The organism is Cytobacillus sp. FSL H8-0458 (assembly GCF_038002165.1).
Classification (GTDB): Bacteria; Bacillota; Bacilli; order Bacillales; family Cytobacillaceae; genus Cytobacillus.
Genome location: NZ_JBBOBR010000005.1, coordinates 1 through 20,948 on the forward strand (window position 1 = coordinate 1; position 20,948 = coordinate 20,948).

Here is a 20,948-nt window from a genome sequence, read left to right on the forward strand (position 1 = left end):
TTTTTCACGCTGCCCGAGGGGGTAATAATATGAAGCTCCCTCCGCAAATCATGTCTGGAAAATGTGAAAGAATCCGCCATTTTTTCATATTCCTGCAGGGAGATCCATTCCACTTTATTCAGCCAATCGAGTTTTTTAAAGATTCTTTTTGTTTCCTTGCATAAGGAACATGTTCCATCATATAGGGCAATTGTCTTCATTTTAGATCAGTCCCATGGTAAAATTAACACTTTCTTCTATAATAGCATATATCGGTTATAAGGTAATCAAAGTGGATAGCTTATCCAATTGTGACAATTTAATAACAGAGACAAAAAAGTTTCGTAATAGTATAGACTAATCATTTCAATGTGTTATACTAATTTCGAGATGTAATCACTTTCATAAAAAAATCGGGAAAAAGGAAGGTATTCATCAGATGAACTCTGTAAGCATATCAAACGAATTGAGTGAATTATTAAATGGCAGCAACATTCAAGTGCAATTATCCGTTCCTCAGCTTGTGGAAAAAGTTTTAAACCGCAATGAAGGGTCCCTTACTTCCACCGGGGCTGTACGCGCTACTACAGGAAAGTATACAGGGCGTTCCCCTAAAGATAAATACATTGTTGAAGAAGCATCAAATAAAGATAAAATGGACTGGGGCAGCGTAAACCAGCCCATCTCTGAAGAAGCATTCTCTAATCTTTATAATAAAGTAATCAATTACTTAAAAGAAAAAGAAGAAGTATTTGTGTTCAAAGGCTTCGCTGGTGCTGACAAAAAACACCGCATGCCTATTCAGGTGATCAACGAATATGCCTGGCATAACCTTTTTGCACACCAGTTATTCATTCGTCCGGCAGAAGACGAGCTATTGGATCATCAGGCAGAGTTCACTGTCATTTCTGCGCCTAATTTCAAAGCAGACCCTGCTGTTGACGGCACAAAGTCAGAAACATTCATTATCATTTCATTCGAGCGCCGCACTGTTTTAATTGGCGGGACAGAATATGCAGGTGAAATGAAAAAGTCCATCTTCTCTGTTATGAACTATATGCTTCCAGAAAACGGAATCCTTCCGATGCACTGTTCAGCAAACGTTGGACGTGAAGGTGATGTGGCTTTATTCTTTGGCTTATCCGGAACTGGAAAAACAACTTTATCTGCAGATCCGAATCGCAAGCTGATCGGTGATGACGAGCATGGCTGGTCTGCGAATGGAGTCTTCAATATTGAGGGCGGATGCTACGCGAAATGCATCAACTTATCCCGTGAAAAAGAACCGCAAATTTTTGATGCAATCCGCTTTGGAGCTGTGCTGGAAAATGTGGTGGTAAACAGCGAAACCCGCGTTGCAGATTACGATGACAGCACTTTAACTGAAAATACACGTGCGGCATACCAGCTTCAGGCCATCGATAATATCGTTGACCCAAGCATTGCCGGACATCCTAATACAATCGTATTCTTAACAGCTGACGCATTTGGCGTATTGCCTCCAATCTCTAAACTATCAAAAGAGCAGGCAATGTACCATTTCTTAAGCGGCTATACATCCAAGCTTGCAGGAACTGAGCGCGGCATTACATCACCGCAGGCAACGTTCTCTACATGCTTTGGATCACCTTTCCTTCCGCTTCCTGCAAATCGTTATGCTGAAATGCTTGGCGAGAAAATCGATGAGCATAACGCAAAAGTCTTCCTTGTAAACACAGGATGGACTGGCGGAGAGTATGGAGTCGGCGAACGCATGAAGCTTGCCTACACTCGTGCTATGGTGGAAGCTGCACTAGAAGGTGAATTAAACAACGTAGAAACAATCAAGGACGAAATCTTTGGACTGGAAATTCCTCAGCACGTTACAGGAGTGCCTGATGAAGTTCTTCAGCCAAACAAAACATGGGCCGATCAGGCTACTTATGAAGCGAAAGCAAAAGAGCTTGCTGCTAAATTCCGTGAAAACTTCAAGAAGTTTACAAGCGTTTCATCTGACATCGAAGAAAAAGGCGGACCAATCGCATAATAGAGAAAGAATTGCCGTTTGCGCGGTAATTCTTTTTTTAGTTTGCAGAAACACATAAAAAAAAGCACCGGACTATGTCCAGGCGCTCTACTAGTTTGTTGAGTTTAAAGAAACAAGCTGATAAGTAATGAGTGTCTGACTGTTTTCCCATTCCACTTTTCTGATGACTCCCATTCCGTTCAGGTCACCGTCAATTGTTCTTTTCACTTCGACCGGGATATCGAGTGGATATAATCTGTAACCTTCTTTGACAAGTGAAAAATAATTCTCATCAAGCCTTTTTTCCCTTCCTTTTGTAACGATCATTGTGTTCAGCTCTAAAGGCATACCCATTGGTGTCTCTCCTTCATTCTTTATACTTTCCTCTATTTTACCCCACCTTTTTCCGCTCTGAAAGCTTTTAGGCGAAAATCATCTGTTATTCATGACTTTTCATCCACGCACCTAAATCCTCTACCGTCTTCCGGTTCACGGCTGGCGGAAAGTAGTGGGTATATTCAGGGAAATACCAGCTATCCACTTCTTTATTAAGAGCCTTCATCCTTTTTTCGAGGCGATAGGAATGCTCCACCGAAACATTGTGATCCTGTTCTCCATGAATGATTAAGACAGGCGCCTGCAACTGCTCCAATTGAAAAAGCGGGGTGCGGTATTTATACCGTTCCGGAAACTTTGTCGGAGTTCCGCCGATTACCCGTTTCATCATTCTCCGGAGATCCTTGCGCTCCACATAGGTGAGAAACATATCACTCACCCCTCCCCATGTTACAATGGACGCGGCTTGCGGAAACTCGATTGCAGTAAGCAAGGCCATTACGCCGCCACGGGAAAAACCAAAAATATGAACTCTTTTTACCCGGGCATGCTCCTGAAGAAGGGTAAACGCAGCAAATGCGTCCTGTCTGTCCTCCCCTGCAAAGTCTTCGTTTCCGTCTCCCCCTTGATTTCCTCTGTAAAATGGCGCGAATACAATAAAACCTTCACAGGCAAACTGGACAATCCGGGAAGGTCTTACTTTCCCGACATTTTTTATGCCTCCTCTCAGGTAAAGGAATCCATCATATAGCTCCTCCCCCTTTGGCTCTGCCAGCAGGCCTTTTATATGTAATCCATTTGCCTGATAGGTAACAACAGATAATTCGATTGCCGGATTTGGCGAAGGGAATCTCTGTTTATTGATGATTTGGCCGTTCCTGAATTTCATGTTCTCATCCTCCCTCTTGAGGCTTCCTTTTAGTCTGAGCTTTTAGACCTTCCTCTAAAAATGTTTCCATGGGCATTCACACATTTTTTCGATTTTCATACGATATCCTAGGCTTTTTAAACTGACTTTTTTAGCATAAGGGAGGTCTTATGACTTATGAAAAAATGGATGAAAACAAGCATGCTTCTTTTGCTTGCAGTGATACTGACCGTTCCTTTGGCAGCCTGCGGAAAGGATGAAATGCAAACTGTCCGTATTGCTGAAGTGACACGTTCCATCTTCTATGCTCCACAGTATGTAGCCCTTGAGAAAGGTTTCTTTGAAGAAGAAGGGCTTAAAGTAGAGCTTACAACAACAGCCGGCGGAGATAAAACAATGACCGCACTGCTGTCGGATAGCGCTGATATTGCGCTTGTAGGTTCAGAGACTTCCATTTACGTTTCGGCTCAGGGCTCCAATGATCCGGTCATTAACTTTGCACAGCTAACCCAAACGGATGGAACATTCCTGGTTTCCCGGAATAAAATCGACAACTTTTCATGGGATATGCTGGAAGGCAAAACATTTCTCGGGCAGCGTAAAGGCGGCATGCCGCAGATGGCCGGCGAGTTTGTATTGAAAAAGCATGGCATTGATCCGCACCAGGATTTGGATTTAATCCAAAATATTGATTATGCCAATATTGCTCCAGCCTTCGCTTCCGGCACCGGTGAATTTGTTCAGCTTTTTGAACCTACTGCAAGTGTATTTGAAAAAGAAGGAAAAGGATATATTGTTGCTTCCTTTGGAACCGAATCAGGACATATACCTTATACCACATTCATGACAAAACAAAGCTATATTGATGAAAATAAGGAAACTGTTGAGAAATTCACAAGAGCGATTTATAAAGCACAGCAATGGGTTGAGGATCATAGCGCGAAAGAAACGGCAGAAGCTATTCAAGGATATTTTGACAACACCGAGCTTGAAATCATTGAAATGGTAGTAGACCGCTATAAGAGTCAGGGGTCTTTTGCAACAGATCCTATTCTGGATACTGAAGAATGGGATAACCTGCAGAACATTATGGAAGAAGCAGGAGAGCTCCCTAAGCGCATAGAGCATGGCACACTTGTCAACACAGATATTGCTGAAGGGGTAATGAAGTAACTAAACGAAAGAGGAGGCCGACATGGATTTTCTGAAAGTTGATTCTGTCCACCACACTTATTTTACGAAAACCTCTGCTGTCACGGCCCTCTCCGATGTTTCGCTTGAAGTGGAGGAAGGAGAATTTGTTTCCTTCCTCGGTCCAAGCGGATGCGGTAAGACAACATTGCTTTCCATCATAGCGGGCTTGTTTGAACCCACAGAAGGCACTGTCACACTTGAAGGAAAGCGGGTTGAAACAGCAGAAAATGAAATTGGCTATATGCTTCAGCAGGATTATCTTTTTCCCTGGAAGAACATAGAAGAAAATATACTGCTGGGGCTGAAAATCGGGAATAGCCTTACTTCTGACAAAAAAGCTTATGCACTGAAGCTCCTTCAGGAGATGGGACTAAAAGGTGTAGAGTCACAGTTTCCAAAGCAGCTTTCAGGCGGAATGCGCCAGCGGGTTGCCCTTGTAAGAACACTTGCAACCGGCCCAAAGCTGCTTATGCTTGATGAACCCTTTTCCGCATTGGATTATCAAACCAAACTGAAGCTTGAGGATCTGGTCTCTGACACGCTTAAATCTTTCGGAAAGACAGCCATACTGGTTACACATGATATTGGTGAGGCAATCAGCATGAGTGATCGTGTTTTTCTCTTCTCCGCAAGGCCCGGACAGCTTCATAAGACATTTGTCATACCAAAAGAATTAAGAGATGAAACCCCTTTTAACGCAAGAAATCATGAAGCATATCCAGCGATTTTTCAAACTATATGGAAGGAGCTGGAGTCCCTTGAGCCCGCAGGAGAACGTTAAATTCCTCCACCAGAAGTATATCCGGTCGCTGAACCGCGAAAAGAAGTGGGTCCGCTTCTATCAGGCTGTCATCTTTATCGTGTTTTTTTCAGGATGGGAGCTGGCGAGCCAAAAGCAATGGATTGACCCGCTGATTTTCAGTGCACCTTCTAAAGTATGGGGATTATTTTTAACCAAAATACAGGATGGCACCTTGATGGTGGATTTAGGCTACACTTTGTCTGAAACCGTATTTGGATTCATTTTGGGCACTTTTTTAGGCACATTCCTGGCAGCCATCCTCTGGTGGTCACCAATGCTTTCAAAAATAGCGGATCCCTATTTGGTTGTCCTGAATTCAATGCCAAAGGTTGCTCTTGGCCCTATCTTAATCGTCGCTTTAGGCCCGAGCTTTACTTCGATCGTTGCCATGGGTGCGATTATTTCGATCATCATCACAACCATTGTCGTGTATACATCTTTCAAAGAAGTAGACCCCAATTATATTAAAGTGCTTCAAACCTTTGGGGCTAATCGATTTCAAATCTTCAGGGAAGCCATTTTGCCTGCTTCATTTCCGACCATTATTTCAACATTAAAGGTGAATGTGGGGTTATCCTGGGTAGGGGTGATCGTCGGCGAATTCCTTGTATCCTCAAAAGGTCTTGGATACATGATTATTTACGGATTCCAAGTATTTAACTTCACCCTTGTTATGCTTTCATTGCTTGTAATCGCTGTTTTTGCAACAGTGATGTATCAGCTGGTTGAACTCCTGGAGAGAAAACTAATTAAGAATGGTTCATAAAAAAAACGGCAAACCGTATGCCGTTTTTTATTTTTCCTTCAAAATTTTTTCGAGGCTCTTTTCAACTACTTTATCCTTCATGATGAAGCTGTATTGACTGTTCCATCTGTCTTCAAGCAGGTTTTCCCCTGTCAGGATGGGACCGTTTGTTTCAAAGTATTGATTTGTATTGTTGAGGTTTTCCACCTCTGCAAAAAAAATAGCTTTGACAAAACGCTCTTTGTCCAAGTTAACTTCATATTCGCCAATAAAATGCAGACTATTTAAGTCTGCTCCGGTTTCTTCATATACTTCTCTTCTGGCTGCCTCTTCAAGAGACTCACCCTGTTCTCTTTTACCGCCCGGAAATTCCCATCCCCTCTTTTTATGATTCGTCAGCAGCCATTGGTCACCATAGCGGCAAATGACCAGAACATGTTCAGGCTCTGTTTCGAATGCTCTTTTATTAAAAGAAAAGCGCACTTTCCCGCCGTTTTCATCCAAAAAGGTTTCCATGCTATTCCCTCACTCGATAAATAAATTTTGATGCTTCCATTATAAAGGTTATTCAAGTTTTTAAAAACTTCTGGGGCTAAAGTATCAAATTACATTTTTTTGAAACTTTTCTCCTTTTTTTTCCGTAAAATTAGCTGACTAACATAATATGGAGGAGTGTATATCTTGAAAAAATCTCTCGCAATCCTTACCGGCTTCTTTATGATTTTAATGCTGACTGCATGTAACGAAACGGCGAAGCCTGTAAATGAATCAGCAGCCGGCACAGAAAAGGAAGAAGCAAAAACAGAAGAATCTTCTGAAATGACATTGGAGGAAGTTTTAAAGAAATCAACTGAGGCTTCGGAAGAACTGAAAAGCTTCTCAGTAAAAATGGATATGAACCAGGAAATGAGCTCTGGTGCTGAAGGGGAAAATATGAATATCGATTCTGTCATTGATATGGATGTCACAACAGATCCGATGGCTTTTTATCAGAAGATGACTATGTCAATGGCAGGCGCAGAAGAAACTTATGATATTGAAAGCTATTTTACGGAAGAAGGCATGTTTCTTTATGATGCAGCCGGTCAGCAGTGGATGAAGTTCCCTAAAGAAATGTCTGATGATTTGCTTCAAATGTCCAGCCAGCAGACAAATCCTGGTGAGGAATTGAAGAAACTGCAGGAGTTTGTGGACGATTTCACCTTTGAACAGGACGCTAAAAGCTATATTCTGAAACTGAAAGCCGATGGAGAAAAATTTAATGATTTCGTGAAGGAAACGGCAGCAGAAACTCTCCCGCCCGAACTGGCCGCCAATGGTGAGATGCTTGATAACATGAACATCAATAGCGTGGAATATGAAATTGTGATTGATAAAGAAACTTTTTACCCGAGCGTGCTGAATATGATTATGGACATGGAAATCACGGCAGAAGGCCAAAAAATCTCCATGAAACAGAACATGAACGGCCAATACTCAAACTATAATAAAGTTGAGGATATTACTGTTCCACAGGAAGTTCTTGATACAGCTGTGGAAATGGAAATGTAGAAAAGCTGAGGCGCCGCCTCAGCTTTTTATTTATGTTCCTCTTCCGTCAGGATTCCCATGCTTTCAATATGCTTTTTAGCATCATCATCTCCAAGATCATATATCATCCCATATATTCTTTTCATTGTTTCATCATAGGCGTCGTTTTCACGGTCATAATGGTATTGAACATAAGGAACATGGGCTCTGAAAAAATTTTGCCATTCTGTCGAATAGTTCTGGTCAAAATATTCTCTTAAGGCAATAATCTCATCATCATTTGCCTCAATTTTATAATTCCAGGTGGAGTCAGTGGCGCTTTGAGAAATCTCACCCGAACCAAGTGTTATATAATACGTTTTTTTATTTCCTTCCAATCCTGTCAGCCCCTTTTTTGTTCATTGCTGTGACGCAGATTCAACACCGGGTAGTTTTTCTTTATATTGCACGATATTTTTCATTTCTATAGTTATCGTATCCCACATTTATGATAAAATTATACAAAATTACGATCAATCTACTTAAGCTGACATATACTAAGTTAAACAATTGGAAGTCTCTTTTCAATTTACACGGGGTGAATATTTTTCTGCATCAGGGGTATTAAATTAAGTATACTATAGAAAACCGGAGTATTTTTTAAGGAGGTGTTATCATGAAACTGATTGATGAGCTATATGAACTTTACAGGAATAAGCTTACGGGTGATGAAGAGGATATTGATATGCTCGCTTTTGCCTTCTTAGAAGAAATGAACAGAGAAGACCTGCTGAATATTATCAAGGACCTTGATAATCAGGAATTATATGATTTAATGGGGCTTTATTTAATTGAGAGCTTAAAAGGCAAATTTGCCAGTGAAAATTACGGCCAGCGCAGAAGCCCGATCATTCACCACCGGAACATACACTAAACTATACATATCCGAATTTAGAATAACGATCCATATACTCGAAGGCGGCGTGAAGCCGCTTTTTTTATTTTTTCAGAACAAAAGCGTAAGCACCTTTATCACGAAGGAAAGAAGACTAAGAGCGCCACGTCCTGTGGCAACGTCTGCATGATCCCCATCCTCCCAAAAGCTCGCTTTTGGTCGTGCGATGTTTATGCTGACGAAGCCTTCTTGTCCTGGGGGCCTCAAGCACAAGACAAGCTTGTGACCTCGAGGGGGTTGGCGATGAAGCTAGACGCAGATAAATTCATGCGATTATATAATTTTCTTTAAAAAATGGCTCTGTTAATCAATAATGTTGATAATTAGAAAATTATTAGAACCGCTTTGTGGTGGTTCTTTCTGTTCTCTTATAAAAGTTTATTGGGAATAATATATTAATCTCCGATGGCATAAATATGTTTCTTTTTTTGTATCGCTTCTTCGCATAATTCTTTCAATTCTTGTGCAAAGTTTCTTATTGCTTGTTCGGTTTCAGATTCCATTTTGTATTTCATTAATAGCTCTTCGCATATTAAAATTAATTCATTGATTTCATTAGTGTATAAAACGGTTTGTTTATATCTGTCCAAATTTATAAGCAAGCTAAAATTTTTATTTTTATTTGTTTCTCTTGTTAGATAATTGTGTGTTTCTTCTTCAAACTTTACATACCTTTCAGCTTTTGATGCTTCTTTATCGGTCACACCAATAACAAAATCAATACCACACATTGGTATCTCCCTCCTTATGTCTGATAACTTATTTCGTGTTATAAATGATAAGACGATACCCTGAGCTTATTATACGTTTGTTGAGTACAGACAACCTTCAATAATCATTTTAATGATAGTTGTATTGTCATTGCGATGCTTGATAACGTCCAGAAATTGAAACCAGCCCAAATAATGGTCTAGATATTTAGTTGCCACACCGTTGAAGCGGTCTATCCAACCTTTTAAACGGCTGTGATAGTTATTTACATTTTGGATATGATAAAGACCTCTAACCCTTTCCTTGCCATCAGATTTAAAGCGATAATGCTCTAATTCTTTTTCAGCAGCATAAGTCTTAAATGCTCTCCAGGAGTCTGTGCAAAGAATGTTCGAAGACGATAATTTGGAACCAATTGCCTTGTCTAAACGGGATTTAACAATACGTCCCTGACCAAGGACTTTGGAATATGTTGATTTCTGGCGGTCTCTTGCGATAAGAACACAAACTTGTTCTTACTAATTCCTCGATATTTAGAAGAACCAGAACCACCACGTTTGCGAGGTTTACGTCCATCTATTGTACGCTTACCTTTTTCTGAGTATAGGAAATAGGTCTCGTCCATTTCCACGATACAGCGATAACGCTCGGTCCATCGTTTTCATTCCTACTTTAACTGAATATTTGCCGAAGAGGACAACATTATTCGAATGGCAGTGAGTACAAGTGTAACCATCTTTATGTTTTTGTTCCGATACCTCTTTAAAAATAGGTTCACTTGCAGAATAAGAGGCAAGTGATTTGGCAAAAAACTCTTTTAAACGGTATTGGTCTGCCGAGCTTAGCTTTTGAATCTCCTATATAATGTCTGCCAATGCCCTTCGAAATCACTCACTTTTGTCCTTTTTCTTATATTACAGAACAACAGTTCGTTTTATTCGAATATCAACAGAGCTATTTAACAGAGCCTAAAAAATAAAAAGACCAGCTATCCAGCCAGTCTTTGTTTATTATCCAAGGTATGCTTTAAGCATCCAGATATGTTTTTTCAAGCTTTGCTTTACAGCAATCAGCATGTCGCCTGTTCCTTCATCTTTGGCTTCTTCTGCAAGCTCGATTGCTTCCTGAAGCTCGTCCACCATTTTTTCGAAGTCGTCAACGACAGATTGAACCATTTGTTCTTCATTTTCGTTTCCTGTCGCTTCTTTAAGGGAACTGGTCTCCAGAACTTCCTTCATCGTAGCAACCGGCTTAGCCTCAAGAGCAAGAATTCTCTCAGCCAGTTCATCTACATGAACGTTCGCTTCATTATAAAGCTCTTCAAACTTCGCATGAAGGGTAAAAAAGTTTTTCCCTTTAATATACCAATGGTAATTGTGGAGCTTTACATATAGAACTGTCCAGTTTGCTACTTGCTGGTTAACAGCTTTTACTAATTCTTTACTCATAATAATCATCCTCCCAACAATAGAATACCCATAGTAGCAGAATTAAAACCTGTACAAGGCCATGGCGAAATTTTTCATTATTAAGTTGCTTTCATGGTAGAATATTGGTGAAAAGGGGGAGAAATATGTATACGGTATTAGTCATATCGATCATAATCGTGATTGTGGTTCTGCTGCTGAGCGTTATTACCACATCAAAGGCTTACCAATTCAAGCACACGGTAGACCCAATTGATCCGCTTCCTGACAGCGAGCAGGAACAAAAAGAGGCTAAAGAGGAGCGAGAAGATAACCAAACCCGTTCGTAAGCATACGCTATTATATAAACAGCCTCCGTACAGCCGGAGGTTTTCTTTTTAAAAGGACGGAAATATACATGTGGAGAGGACATTAAGATGGATATATACTCCATGATGCTTACAGTATTTTTAGTATTAAACATTATCCTGGCAGTATTTGTTATCTTTCTGGAGCGGAGGGATGCAGGCGCCACATGGGCATGGCTCATGGTTTTGTTCTTTCTTCCTCTTCTTGGTTTTTTCATGTACCTCTTTTTTGGACAGAACTTAACCCGAAGAAAGATGTTCCAATGGGAAGACCGCAAAAAAATTGGAATCGATGAACTGCTGAACAATCAAATCAGAGGAATTAAAGAAAAGGATTTCCATTTTCGAAATGAAATCATTGAAAACTCTAAAGACCTTATCTACATGCACCTTGTGAACAATGATGCGGTATTGACCCAGGATAACGAGATCAGGATTTTCACAGACGGGAAAGATAAATTCAATTCGCTTATAGAAGATATAAAAAGTGCAACCGATCATATCCATCTGCAATATTATATTTTCAAGAGAGACAACCTGGGGAAAAGCTTAATCAATCTTTTAACGGAAAAGGCCAGGGAAGGCGTCAAAGTCAGACTTCTCTATGATGAACTTGGCTCAAGAAGCCTGCATAAAAGGGCTTTTAAAGACCTGATTGCGGCAGGCGGAGAAATTGAGGCCTTTTTCCCTTCGCGGCTGCATTTTATCAATTTGAGAATCAATTACCGGAACCATAGGAAAATTGCCATAATTGACGGCCGGATTGGGTATGTTGGCGGTTTCAATGTCGGGGATGAATATCTCGGGCTGAATCCAAAGTTCGGGTATTGGCGTGATACCCATTTAAGAATTAGAGGAAGTGCTGTCCATTCCCTGCAGACCCGCTTTATCCTGGACTGGAACCAGGCTTCCAACCGCCATGACATTTTCTATGCTCCTGAGTATTTTCCGCTGGGCGAGTCTCAGGATAGCGTAGGGATGCAGATAGTTACCAGCGGTCCGGATTCCGAATGGGAACAAATTAAAAATGGATATATAAAAATGATTTCATCTGCACGCAAGTCTATTTATATCCAAACTCCATATTTTATTCCTGATGCAAGCCTGCTGGATGCATTGAAAATAGCTGCATTGTCAGGTGTGGAAGTGAATATTATGATTCCGAATAAACCTGACCACATGTTTGTTTATTGGGCCACTTACTCCTATATCGGGGAAATGCTAAAAGTAAATGCAAATATCTTTGTTTACGAAAATGGATTCATACATGCAAAAACACTGATTGTGGATGAAAAAGTATCATCGGTAGGAACTGCGAATATAGACGTCAGAAGCTTCAGGCTCAATTTTGAAGTAAATGCTTTTATTTACGATCAGGAAGTTTCAAAAGAACTGACTGAGAGCTTTAAGGAAGATGTCCAGCTTTCAACAAACCTGACTGCAGAAGATTACAGAAATAGGGCATTGAAAATAAAATTGAAAGAATCCATTTCAAGGCTCCTATCGCCAATACTATAAAACGGGCTGAAAAATCAGCCCGTTTTCTTTATGCAAAAACCTGTTTCAAATTATCCTTCGATTGCTGCAGCCAGAACCTCATAAGACGCTTTGCCCCTTCAAGATCATGAAGCTTCGCCTGCCCGCATTGCTTCTCATTTGCAGCAGGGATTTCGGCAATTTCAACCGCGTCTTTCATTGTAGCTTCCAGCAGATCAATTATTTCTTCAACTGACGGCTCACCGCTTACGACTAAATAATAGCCAGTCTGGCAGCCCATCGGGGAAATATCAATAATGTCGAAATGGTCATATTTCTCTGCATGAGTACGGATATTAAACGCAAGCAGATGCTCAAGTGTGTGTATGACATCCGGCTTCATCGCCTGTTTATTTGGCTGGCAGAACCGGATATCAAACTTGTTCACTAATCCGTCACTGCCCACCTTATGGACACCGCAGTGCCTCACGTAAGGCGCTTTTACAGCATTATGATCCAACTCGAAACTTTCTACTGAAGGCATATAATACACTCCCCTAAAGTTTTCCTTTTACTATAACATAATATCCGACTAAATTCATCAAATTAATATGAAAATTATGACTTTTTCATGATAATATGTTATTTTAAAAGAAAATATGATTTAAGTGGGAAAGGTAATGCCATGCTAAAAAAAATTCTCATTTCAATATTTCGTTTTTATCAAATTGTGATTTCCCCGCTCAAGCCTCCTACATGCCGGTTTTATCCGACATGTTCTCATTATGGGCTGGAGTCAGTTAAGCGATTCGGCGCCTTCAAGGGCGGCTGGCTGACAATAAAACGGATCCTTAAATGCCATCCCCTTCATCCGGGCGGTGTCGACCTGGTTCCAGAGCAATGGCCAAAAAAGAAAAAGAATTAACCCTCGTATCCGTCCACTACAAGGTCAAGCTTGCCTGTGCCAGGATGAATAACAAGCCCATGCACAGGCACATCTGCCGGCATCAGCGGGTGCTTCTTCACCATATGTACACTATGGGATACACTATCCTCTACATTTTCAAAACCTCTTAGCCAATCATCTGCAGCGATTCCTGAGTATGTCATCGTATCCAGTGCATCGTCAGTAATGCCTCTCTCCTTCATGCTGCTGACAACCGCATCAGCCTTCATTCCACTCATGCCGCAGTCATGATGGCCAATAACAAACACTTCTTTCGCCTGCAGCTGATAAACAGCTATTAATATGCTTCTCATAATACTTCCAAATGGATGGGTTACTAAGGCTCCCGCGTTCTTAATGATTTTCACATCACCGTTTCTTACATTAAGCGCTTTTGGCAAAAGTTCTACTAAACGTGTGTCCATGCAAGTCAGAATAACCATTTTCTTATTAGGAAATTTCGTTGTTTCAAATTCTTCGTACTTTTTTTCTTCAACAAATTGCTGGTTATGGTTTAAGATCTCTTCTAAAAGTTTCAATTGTTCCACTCCCTGTCTTTTTGTGAATACTTTGATTGTAAGAGCTATTGCTCCCATACTTGAAAAAAATGTCAATACTAATAAAGACCTTCACTGGCCTCTATAATTATGATACATAAAGTAGGTGCTCCGAACAAATTTTTTTCCTTGCTTTTTATCTGGAAATTTTGTAAGATAACTAAGGAAATCGTAATGATTACGTATTAATACCATACTTATAAACATTCTTTAAAATATGGTCCGTTTTTTAAATCGTAATAACTACGCTTTATAAAAGGAGGAAAAAAATGAAAAAGGCATTTTTAATATATATTCTAGGGCTAATCCTTGTTCTTTCTGGCTGTACAGGTGATAAAACAGAGGAAAGCAGCAATAAAACAATGGTCTATACAACGGTTTATCCACTTCAATACTTTACTGAACAAATCGGAGGAGAAGCGATAGAAGTTGAAACCATCTACCCGCCGGGGTCGGATGAACACACCTTTGAACCTTCCCAAAAAGATATGATGAAGCTGGCTGATTCAGATCTATTTATTTTTATAGGACTGGGCCTTGAAGGTTTTGTGGAAAAGGCAAAAGAAACATTGAAAAATGAGAATGTTAAAATGGTCGCCGCTGGAGAAAATATTGAGTTTGTCCACTCAGATGTAAATCATGATCCTGCACATGAAGAACATGCTGATGAAGCTGAGCATGAAGATGAACATGCTGACGGACAATCATCTGAAGAGGACCATGATCATAACCATGGAGATATCGACCCACATGTTTGGCTTGATCCTTTATACTCGAAAGAATTGGCGGAAGCAATTAAGGATGCCTTAGTGGAACAGATGCCTGATCAGAAAGAGCAGTTTGAACAAAATTATATGGAGCTTGCCCAGGAGCTGGATAATCTTCATAATGATTTTGAACAGACAGCTCAAAGTGCAAAGCATAAGGAATTCATCGTTTCACACGCAGCATATGGTTATTGGGAGGAACGATATAGTCTGGATCAAATCAGTGTATCCGGTTTAAATTCTTCCAGCGAGCCTACTCAGAAAGAACTGCAGAAAATCATAGCTGAAGCAAAAGAACATGATTTAAAATATGTATTTTTTGAACAAAATGTCAGCTCAAGACTGACTGAAATTCTGCAAAAGGAAATTGGCGCAGAACCATTAATGCTTCATAATTTATCGGTCCTTACAGAAGAAAATATAAAAGAAAATCAAACATATTTTACACTTATGGAAGATAATTTGGCTTCATTGAAAAAAGCGCTAAATGAATAAGTTCACTAACCTCCCGCATTGGGAGGTTTTTTCGTTTCTTAATATAGCAAATTCAGGAAAAGTTTACATAGTTGTCTGTTTTTTGTAGAAACTATTTCCATTGAAGAAACTGAAGGGATGAAAAAGCAATGAGTGATTTATTGATTGCGCGGTCTTTATTCGGGACTACAATGGGCTTTCATATTATTTTTGCAACAATCGGAGTTGGCTTGCCGCTGATGATGCTGACAGCGGAACTTCTTTACCAGAAAACGAAGGATCTTGATTATGTCATTATGGCAAAAAGATGGACCAAGGCATTTGCAGTGCTGCTTGGAGTAGGAATTCCGACAGGAACCATAGCAGGGACTCAGCTTTCCCTTTTATGGCCTGGTTTTATGGAGGTTATCGGTAAGGTAATGGCATTGCCATTCCAGATTGAAATCTACGCTTTCTTTATTGAAGCTTTATTTATGTCAATTTATGTGTATGCGGCCGAAAGAATCCCACCATGGATGCGTATATCAAGCCTTGTACTGGTTGCTCTTGGCGCTTTCGCCTCTGCTGTTCTGATAACCAATGTTCACGCATTTGAAGGAACACCACAGGGATTCAGGATTGTCGATGGGGAAATTGTCGATGTGGACCCATGGGCTGCATTTTTTAACCCAAGCTTTATCGTTACAGCTGGCCATGTGGCACTATCAGCGTATACAACAGGGGCATTTGTTGTAGCTTCAGTTGCTGCTTTTAAAATGCTGAGAACTCCATTCGGAACCAGAGTATATAACTTTCATAAAAAAGCACTTATGCTGAGTGTGATTGTCGGCGGAATTTTTTCTTTTCTAACGGCTATAAACGGACATGAATCGGCTCAATACCTGCATGAATACCAGCCGGAAAAACTTGCAGCAGCAGAGGGGCTGTTTGAAACACAATCCTATGCTCCACTTGCGATCGGTGGATTTACAGACCGTGAAACACAGAGGGTTAAGTGGGGAATCGAAATTCCATGGGCACTAAGCTTTTTGGCGGGCAACAGCTTTGACACCGTTGTAGTGGGGCTGAATGATTTTCCTGAAGAAGAATGGCCTCCGCTTTTTGTCCATACTCTCTTTAATGCGATGGTCGGAATAGGCTCATTGCTCATATTATTATCTCTTATTGCTTTTGTATGGAACAAATTCTTGAAAAGAGACCATTTCCCGCGGTTTCTAATGTGGGCATTTGTTGCCTCTGGCCCGCTCGCAGTTCTTGGAATAGAATTCGGATGGGTATTTGCCTGTACCGGCCGTCAGCCCTGGACCATCTACCGGGTGCTGTCCACCGCTGATTCTGTTACGACAGCTGAGAATCTGGGGATTTTATTTATTCTTTTTGCCCTCGTGTATGTAGTACTTGGAGTAGCAGTTGTGTTTGTTATGCTTTATTACTTTAAAAAGAATACTGTAATCGATGACATAAATAGAGCCGAACAGAAAAACGTTCCTCTATACGGATCAAACACATGAAGGAGTGAATCCAATGGCGGAAGAATTACTGGCCATCACTGTGTTATGGGGATTCGTCTTCATATACGCGGTTATGGCGACAATGGATTTTGGCGCAGGCTTCTGGTCCATGATTTACTTTAATCGGCCCAAAATAAAGGCGACAAATGTGGCAAACCGCTATTTGTCGCCTACCTGGGAAGTGACAAACACCTTTATCGTCGCAATTGTAGTGGCAGTTTATAGCCTTTTTCCGACTGCAACCTACACACTGGGAACTGTACTTTTAATACCAGGCAGCATCATATTGCTCTTACTGGCGATCCGCAGTGCATTCCTGGTATTTTCCAACATTGCTGAAGAATACAGGAAGCCGCTCACTTATATTTCAGGCCTATCCGGAATCCTTATCCCCGGATTGCTGATCAGCGTTTTGCCCATCACCCATGGAGACTTTGTTGAATTTAGTGATGGCAGGCAATCTCTGGACCTGATGCATCTTTTTACAAGCCCTAACGTATATGCTTTTATCGGCTTTGCAATCAGCAGCACTTTGTTTTTGTCTTCCCTTCTCCTTGCCGACTACTCAAAAGCTTCGGAAGAGATGGAAGCATACTCTGTATACCGCAGGGATGCAATAGTGCTTGGTCCAATTTCAATCATAATGGCATTACTTATTATGTTTACTTTGAAAAGAGAAGCATTTTGGATTTATGAAAAGATGATAGATGATATGCCTTTGCTTTTGCTGTCTCTTGGATTGTTTCTAATAGGAGGGCTTGCTCTGTTCCTTCCATCCGTAAACAAAAAAGGAGTTAGGGGAATTCCCAGATTGGCGGTTATTTCCATAACCCTCCAATACCTTGCTGCCAGCTATGTATATGGAAAAGCACATCTTCCCTATATCGTATACCCTGAAGTGACTATTGCTTCTGCGTTTACTGATCCTAGCTCATTCCGGGCCATATTTGCCACCTATATCGCAGGATTCCTTATCCTTTTCCCCGGGTTCATATACTTTTGGAGCCTTTTCATGAACGACAAACGATATCTTCGGCAAAAACAAACCAAAGACCCGGCATGATATTCCTGCAAATGCCATGACTGAACAAAAAAGCACTGCAGAAAATAAAGAAGTGACATGTTCCTGAAATTTGTCAATATCAATGTGGTCACAATTTTCTGATAAGGAGTGTTTGAAAATGGCAAAAGACGTACTCTGTGAAGTTAACAACTGCACTTTCTGGAAGAGCGGGAACCGCTGCAGTGCTGACCAGATATACGTAGTCAGCCATACTGGCGAAACGGCAGACAACACAAAAGAAACAGACTGCAAAACATTTGAGCCTCATTAATGGTAACAGGTACCGCTCGGATTTTGTCGAATTCCGGCAGTTCCATTCCCAATTTCTAAATACTGCAAAAGCGGTGCATTTGTTGCATCGCTTTTTTTTAATAATAATAGGTTTATTATTTTTTTTACCGGGAACGTATAGAATAACAACAACTTATAGGAGTGATACATATGTTATCAACCGTTATTTTGCTTGGAGCTGCTTTTGCCGCTGCTGCTGGATTAAGCTCCTTTGCCATTAAAGAAGATTCATTTATTAAAGACGAAATTACTCAATAATTGATTATAAAAGGCGCTGCGATGCGCCTTATTTTTTTTTGCAGTCAAACGAAAACCGCAGTTCTGCAAATGAACTGCGGTTTTCTCTACAAGACAAAGCTTTCCTTTGAGATTGTAGCTTCACTGAGTCTTTTCTCATTAATCTCATAACCAATTCCCGGTTTATCCGGAACCTTTATCGTCCCGTTCTTTACGGTGACTTCAGGGAGTATAATATCTTCTTCCCAATACCTTTCTGATGCCGAAATATCACCGGGAATGGAAAAGCCCTCCAGAGAAGCCAGCGCAATATTATGTGCACGCGAGATTCCAAACTCGAGCATACCTCCACACCAGACTGCGATCCCTTTATCCAGGCAATAGTCATGAATTTTCTTTGCTGTCCCTAAGCCTCCAACCCGGCCAATCTTAATATTAATTACTTTACAGCTTCCCAGTTCGGCAGCTCTTCTGGCATCATTAAAAGTAACAATACTTTCGTCAAGGCAGATCGGTGTTTCTAATTCCCTCTGAAGCTTTGCATGATCAACAATATCATCATATTCAAGCGGCTGTTCAATCATCATAAGCCCGAAGTCATCAAGCCTTTTTAAATGGTCTAAATCATCCAATGAGTAAGCTGAATTAGCATCAGCCATGATTGGCAGATCGGGGTAATAGCGGCGGATTTCTGAGATCAATTCATAATCATTTTCGGGGCTGATCTTTATTTTGACCCTTTGATAGCCGCTTTCCAGATAGTTTTCAATCTGGCTTCTTACTTCTGCCTTTGTTTTGGCGCCAACAACCACGCCGGATAGGATCTGTTCCCTCTTACCGCCTATAAATTTAGAAAGAGAAATATCTTCTTTTTTGGCAGCCAAATCCCATAAAGCCGTTTCCAGGGCTGCTTTCGACATTTGATTTCTTCTCAGGGCATCAAAAACACGTCCTGCATCTTGAGGATGTTTAATATCTGCATTACGCAAGATGGGGATAAGAAACTCCTTTAGCACATGATAGCTCGTCTCAACCGTTTCCTCTGTATACCAGGGAGAAGAAAAAGCGACTCCTTCCCCGTATCCCTTTCTTCCTTCTGTATCAATTACTTCAACTATGATTCCCTCTCTGTCCTTAACAGTTCCTAAATGAGTGGAAAATGGCGTTTTTAGGGGCATCGCAATTTTATACAAGGTAACTGCTTTTATATCCATTCTATTTCCCGCTTTCCTCGAGCAGTTCCCTAAGCTTCCTTCTTAATATCTTCTTAGAAGCATTCCTGGGAACTTCATTAATCATGATGATCTTTTTAGGCACTTTATACTTTGCCAGTCTCTCTAAGCAGTACTCTATCACTTCTTTATTATCCAGGCTTTCTTCTCCGGCAATAAAGGCGACAGGTACTTCACCCCACACCTTGTCCTTCATGCCAATCACTCCTGCATCCGATATTTGAGAGTGTGAAGCAAGAACACCCTCGATTTCAGCAGGATAGATATTTTCCCCGCCTGAAATGATTAAGTCTGAACGCCGATCCAGTACATATAAAAAGCCTTCTTGATCGACATAGCCTATATCTCCGGTTGAGAGCCAGCCATCCTTTATTTTTTGCACAGTTTCTTCTTCACGGTTTAAATACCCTTTCGTCACATTTGGACCTTTCACAAGAATCTCACCCGCTTCTCCGGGATCCGCAAGCTCCCCATTCGGATTAACAATTTTCAGCTGGGAAGGGAATAAAGGCTTACCGGCCGAGCCTAATTTGCTGAAACTGTATTCAGGAGCCAGAGTAACAATCTGTGACGAAGTTTCCGTCATTCCGTAAGTCTGGTAAACAGGAATACCCTTCTCCCTGCAAATTTCAAGAAGAGATTTCGATGCTGGACCTCCCCCTAATAACATACATCTGAAATAGTCCGGCAGCCGGTCATCTTTTAGTTCATCTGCAATCCTTGTGAGCATCGTACTCACAACAGACATGATGGTCACTTTTTCGCCGGAAATGGCTTTAATGGCTTTCTTCTCATGGAAAGATTCAAAAAGAACCATTTTCATGCCGTAGATGATGCTTCGCATTAAAATGGAATAGCCGCTAATATGAAAAATCGGAACAGCACACAGCCAGCTGTCGTTTTCATTCAGCCCTAAGTTTAATGCAGAACCCACTGCACTCCACCAATGATTACCGTAGGTTTGCTGTACACCTTTCGGATTGCCCGTTGTACCGGATGTATACATGACGGTACACACCTCATTAAGATTTATTTCTTCTATTAAGGCAGGCTCGTCAGGATCTATTCTGAAGAGGTCTTCTTTATATATCGCCGAAATTCCCCGTAAAGAGTTTACAACCTTTTGGCTAATCACATCAAAAGAACTTTCTGTTAATAGGAAAGCTGATTTCGAATCATCCATTTGCCAAATTAATTCCTCGGCAGTCAGCCTGTTATTTAATATAACGGCCTTTACATCGATTAGCTGCAGTGCCAAAAGGATAATAACAGTGTCCTCATGATTTCGCAGGAGCACACCTGCAAACTGGCCTCTCGTTAATCCTGCTGCCTGCAATTGCCCTGCTATCGTGTATGCACGATCATATACTTCAGAGAATGTATAGGTGTTCCCCAAAAAAGAAAGGGCTGGGCGTTCAGGTGTTATGAATGCCCGCTTTTGAAGGAAATTTGGCACTATTTGAGCTTCCATCATAAAACCTCATTTCATACAATTTTTTCATATAAAAACAGCCTG

24 protein-coding genes and 1 pseudogene are annotated in these 20,948 nt (G+C 40.8%); 13 read left to right on the forward strand and 12 right to left on the reverse strand.

Features of this window, described 5'->3' with window-relative positions:
• Positions 1-200, reverse strand: a 200-nt coding sequence (locus NYE23_RS24915; protein ID WP_341082166.1) for a DCC1-like thiol-disulfide oxidoreductase family protein, incomplete at its 3' end; no start/stop codon positions are given.
• A gap of 218 nt (positions 201-418) precedes the next feature.
• On the opposite strand from NYE23_RS24915, the gene pckA reads away from it, so the two are divergent.
• Positions 419-2,005 carry a phosphoenolpyruvate carboxykinase (ATP) gene (gene pckA / locus NYE23_RS24920; RefSeq protein ID WP_341082168.1) on the forward strand — a complete coding sequence of 529 codons (1,587 nt, stop codon included), beginning with the start codon at positions 419-421 and terminating at the stop codon, positions 2,003-2,005.
• 90 nt (positions 2,006-2,095) lie between these two features.
• Here pckA and NYE23_RS24925 read toward each other — a convergent pair whose 3' ends face one another.
• Both NYE23_RS24925 and NYE23_RS24930 read right to left on the reverse strand, forming a co-directional pair.
• A complete protein-coding gene (locus NYE23_RS24925; RefSeq protein WP_048007830.1) occupies positions 2,096-2,338 on the reverse strand; it encodes a DUF2584 domain-containing protein in 243 nt (80 codons plus the stop codon).
• Between the two features lie 85 nt (positions 2,339-2,423).
• Positions 2,424-3,209: an alpha/beta hydrolase family protein gene (locus NYE23_RS24930; RefSeq protein ID WP_341082171.1), complete on the reverse strand. Its 786-nt coding sequence runs from the start codon at positions 3,207-3,209 to the stop codon at positions 2,424-2,426.
• A 156-nt stretch (positions 3,210-3,365) separates the two neighbouring features.
• Between NYE23_RS24930 and NYE23_RS24935 the strand changes: the two genes are divergently transcribed.
• Genes NYE23_RS24935 through NYE23_RS24945 form a run of 3 tightly spaced genes read left to right on the forward strand, consistent with a single transcriptional unit; the run spans position 3,366 to position 5,950 of the window.
• Complete coding sequence (locus NYE23_RS24935) at positions 3,366-4,361, forward strand: ABC transporter substrate-binding protein (protein ID WP_341082175.1); 996 nt, start codon at positions 3,366-3,368, stop codon at positions 4,359-4,361.
• A 22-nt stretch (positions 4,362-4,383) separates the two neighbouring features.
• Positions 4,384-5,163 (forward strand): ABC transporter ATP-binding protein, encoded by a 780-nt coding sequence (locus NYE23_RS24940; protein WP_341082177.1) that lies wholly within the window; start codon positions 4,384-4,386, stop codon positions 5,161-5,163.
• Positions 5,141-5,950, forward strand: a complete 810-nt coding sequence (locus tag NYE23_RS24945; protein ID WP_341082178.1) for an ABC transporter permease — start codon at positions 5,141-5,143, stop codon at positions 5,948-5,950. The genes NYE23_RS24940 and NYE23_RS24945 overlap by 23 nt, the downstream gene beginning before the upstream one ends.
• A gap of 27 nt (positions 5,951-5,977) precedes the next feature.
• Here NYE23_RS24945 and ytkD read toward each other — a convergent pair whose 3' ends face one another.
• Positions 5,978-6,445 carry an RNA deprotection pyrophosphohydrolase gene (ytkD, locus tag NYE23_RS24950; RefSeq protein ID WP_341082179.1) on the reverse strand — a complete coding sequence of 156 codons (468 nt, stop codon included), beginning with the start codon at positions 6,443-6,445 and terminating at the stop codon, positions 5,978-5,980.
• 156 nt (positions 6,446-6,601) lie between these two features.
• Between ytkD and NYE23_RS24955 the strand changes: the two genes are divergently transcribed.
• Positions 6,602-7,480 (forward strand): DUF6612 family protein, encoded by an 879-nt coding sequence (locus NYE23_RS24955; RefSeq protein WP_341082180.1) that lies wholly within the window; start codon positions 6,602-6,604, stop codon positions 7,478-7,480.
• 26 nt (positions 7,481-7,506) lie between these two features.
• Here the strand turns inward: NYE23_RS24955 and NYE23_RS24960 are convergent, their stop codons facing one another.
• Positions 7,507-7,836, reverse strand: a complete 330-nt coding sequence (locus NYE23_RS24960; RefSeq protein ID WP_341082181.1) for a hydrolase — start codon at positions 7,834-7,836, stop codon at positions 7,507-7,509.
• Positions 7,837-8,114: 278 nt separating this feature from the next.
• On the opposite strand from NYE23_RS24960, the gene NYE23_RS24965 reads away from it, so the two are divergent.
• Positions 8,115-8,372 carry a DUF6154 family protein gene (locus NYE23_RS24965; protein ID WP_076261833.1) on the forward strand — a complete coding sequence of 86 codons (258 nt, stop codon included), beginning with the start codon at positions 8,115-8,117 and terminating at the stop codon, positions 8,370-8,372.
• Between the two features lie 416 nt (positions 8,373-8,788).
• Here NYE23_RS24965 and NYE23_RS24970 read toward each other — a convergent pair whose 3' ends face one another.
• The 3 genes and pseudogenes from NYE23_RS24970 to NYE23_RS24980 form a co-directional block, all read right to left on the reverse strand.
• A complete protein-coding gene (locus tag NYE23_RS24970) occupies positions 8,789-9,124 on the reverse strand; it encodes a hypothetical protein (protein WP_341082183.1) in 336 nt (111 codons plus the stop codon).
• Positions 9,125-9,162: 38 nt separating this feature from the next.
• Positions 9,163-9,958: pseudogene (locus tag NYE23_RS24975) on the reverse strand (IS1595 family transposase).
• A 156-nt stretch (positions 9,959-10,114) separates the two neighbouring features.
• Positions 10,115-10,552, reverse strand: coding sequence for a Dps family protein (locus NYE23_RS24980; RefSeq protein ID WP_341082184.1), 438 nt, complete (start codon positions 10,550-10,552; stop codon positions 10,115-10,117).
• A 125-nt stretch (positions 10,553-10,677) separates the two neighbouring features.
• Between NYE23_RS24980 and ytzI the strand changes: the two genes are divergently transcribed.
• Together ytzI and cls are read left to right on the forward strand one after the other, a co-directional pair.
• The gene (ytzI, locus tag NYE23_RS24985; RefSeq protein ID WP_341082185.1) at positions 10,678-10,860 is read left to right on the forward strand and encodes a YtzI protein; all 183 of its coding nucleotides are present in this window, start codon (positions 10,678-10,680) and stop codon (positions 10,858-10,860) included.
• Positions 10,861-10,947: 87 nt separating this feature from the next.
• Entirely contained in the window at positions 10,948-12,396 is a 1,449-nt protein-coding gene (gene cls, locus NYE23_RS24990) for a cardiolipin synthase (protein ID WP_341082186.1), read from the forward strand.
• 28 nt (positions 12,397-12,424) lie between these two features.
• On the opposite strand, the gene NYE23_RS24995 is transcribed toward cls, so the two are convergent.
• On the reverse strand, positions 12,425-12,898 hold the full coding sequence (locus tag NYE23_RS24995; protein ID WP_341082188.1) for an S-ribosylhomocysteine lyase: 474 nt from the start codon (positions 12,896-12,898) through the stop codon (positions 12,425-12,427).
• A gap of 141 nt (positions 12,899-13,039) precedes the next feature.
• On the opposite strand from NYE23_RS24995, the gene yidD reads away from it, so the two are divergent.
• On the forward strand, positions 13,040-13,279 hold the full coding sequence (yidD, locus tag NYE23_RS25000; protein ID WP_048011104.1) for a membrane protein insertion efficiency factor YidD: 240 nt from the start codon (positions 13,040-13,042) through the stop codon (positions 13,277-13,279).
• Here the strand turns inward: yidD and NYE23_RS25005 are convergent.
• Positions 13,276-13,839 carry a beta-class carbonic anhydrase gene (locus tag NYE23_RS25005; RefSeq protein ID WP_076263309.1) on the reverse strand — a complete coding sequence of 188 codons (564 nt, stop codon included), beginning with the start codon at positions 13,837-13,839 and terminating at the stop codon, positions 13,276-13,278. The two genes, yidD and NYE23_RS25005, sit on opposite strands and share 4 nt — an antisense overlap.
• A 287-nt stretch (positions 13,840-14,126) precedes the next feature.
• Between NYE23_RS25005 and NYE23_RS25010 the strand changes: the two genes are divergently transcribed.
• From NYE23_RS25010 to NYE23_RS25025, 4 genes are all read left to right on the forward strand, one after another.
• Positions 14,127-15,119, forward strand: coding sequence for a metal ABC transporter substrate-binding protein (locus NYE23_RS25010; RefSeq protein WP_341082197.1), 993 nt, complete (start codon positions 14,127-14,129; stop codon positions 15,117-15,119).
• Positions 15,120-15,247: 128 nt separating this feature from the next.
• Complete coding sequence (locus NYE23_RS25015; protein ID WP_341082199.1) at positions 15,248-16,609, forward strand: cytochrome ubiquinol oxidase subunit I; 1,362 nt, start codon at positions 15,248-15,250, stop codon at positions 16,607-16,609.
• A 13-nt stretch (positions 16,610-16,622) separates the two neighbouring features.
• Positions 16,623-17,672, forward strand: a complete 1,050-nt coding sequence (locus NYE23_RS25020) for a cytochrome d ubiquinol oxidase subunit II (RefSeq protein ID WP_341082202.1) — start codon at positions 16,623-16,625, stop codon at positions 17,670-17,672.
• A gap of 118 nt (positions 17,673-17,790) precedes the next feature.
• The gene (locus NYE23_RS25025) at positions 17,791-17,943 is read left to right on the forward strand and encodes a DUF1540 domain-containing protein (RefSeq protein WP_341082204.1); all 153 of its coding nucleotides are present in this window, start codon (positions 17,791-17,793) and stop codon (positions 17,941-17,943) included.
• Positions 17,944-18,307: 364 nt separating this feature from the next.
• Here NYE23_RS25025 and menC read toward each other — a convergent pair whose 3' ends face one another.
• Together menC and NYE23_RS25035 are read right to left on the reverse strand one after the other, a co-directional pair.
• Positions 18,308-19,414 carry an o-succinylbenzoate synthase gene (gene menC / locus NYE23_RS25030; protein WP_341082207.1) on the reverse strand — a complete coding sequence of 369 codons (1,107 nt, stop codon included), beginning with the start codon at positions 19,412-19,414 and terminating at the stop codon, positions 18,308-18,310.
• 1 nt (position 19,415) lies between these two features.
• Positions 19,416-20,903: an o-succinylbenzoate--CoA ligase gene (locus NYE23_RS25035; protein WP_341082210.1), complete on the reverse strand. Its 1,488-nt coding sequence runs from the start codon at positions 20,901-20,903 to the stop codon at positions 19,416-19,418.
• Between the last annotated feature and the right edge of the window lie 45 nt (positions 20,904-20,948).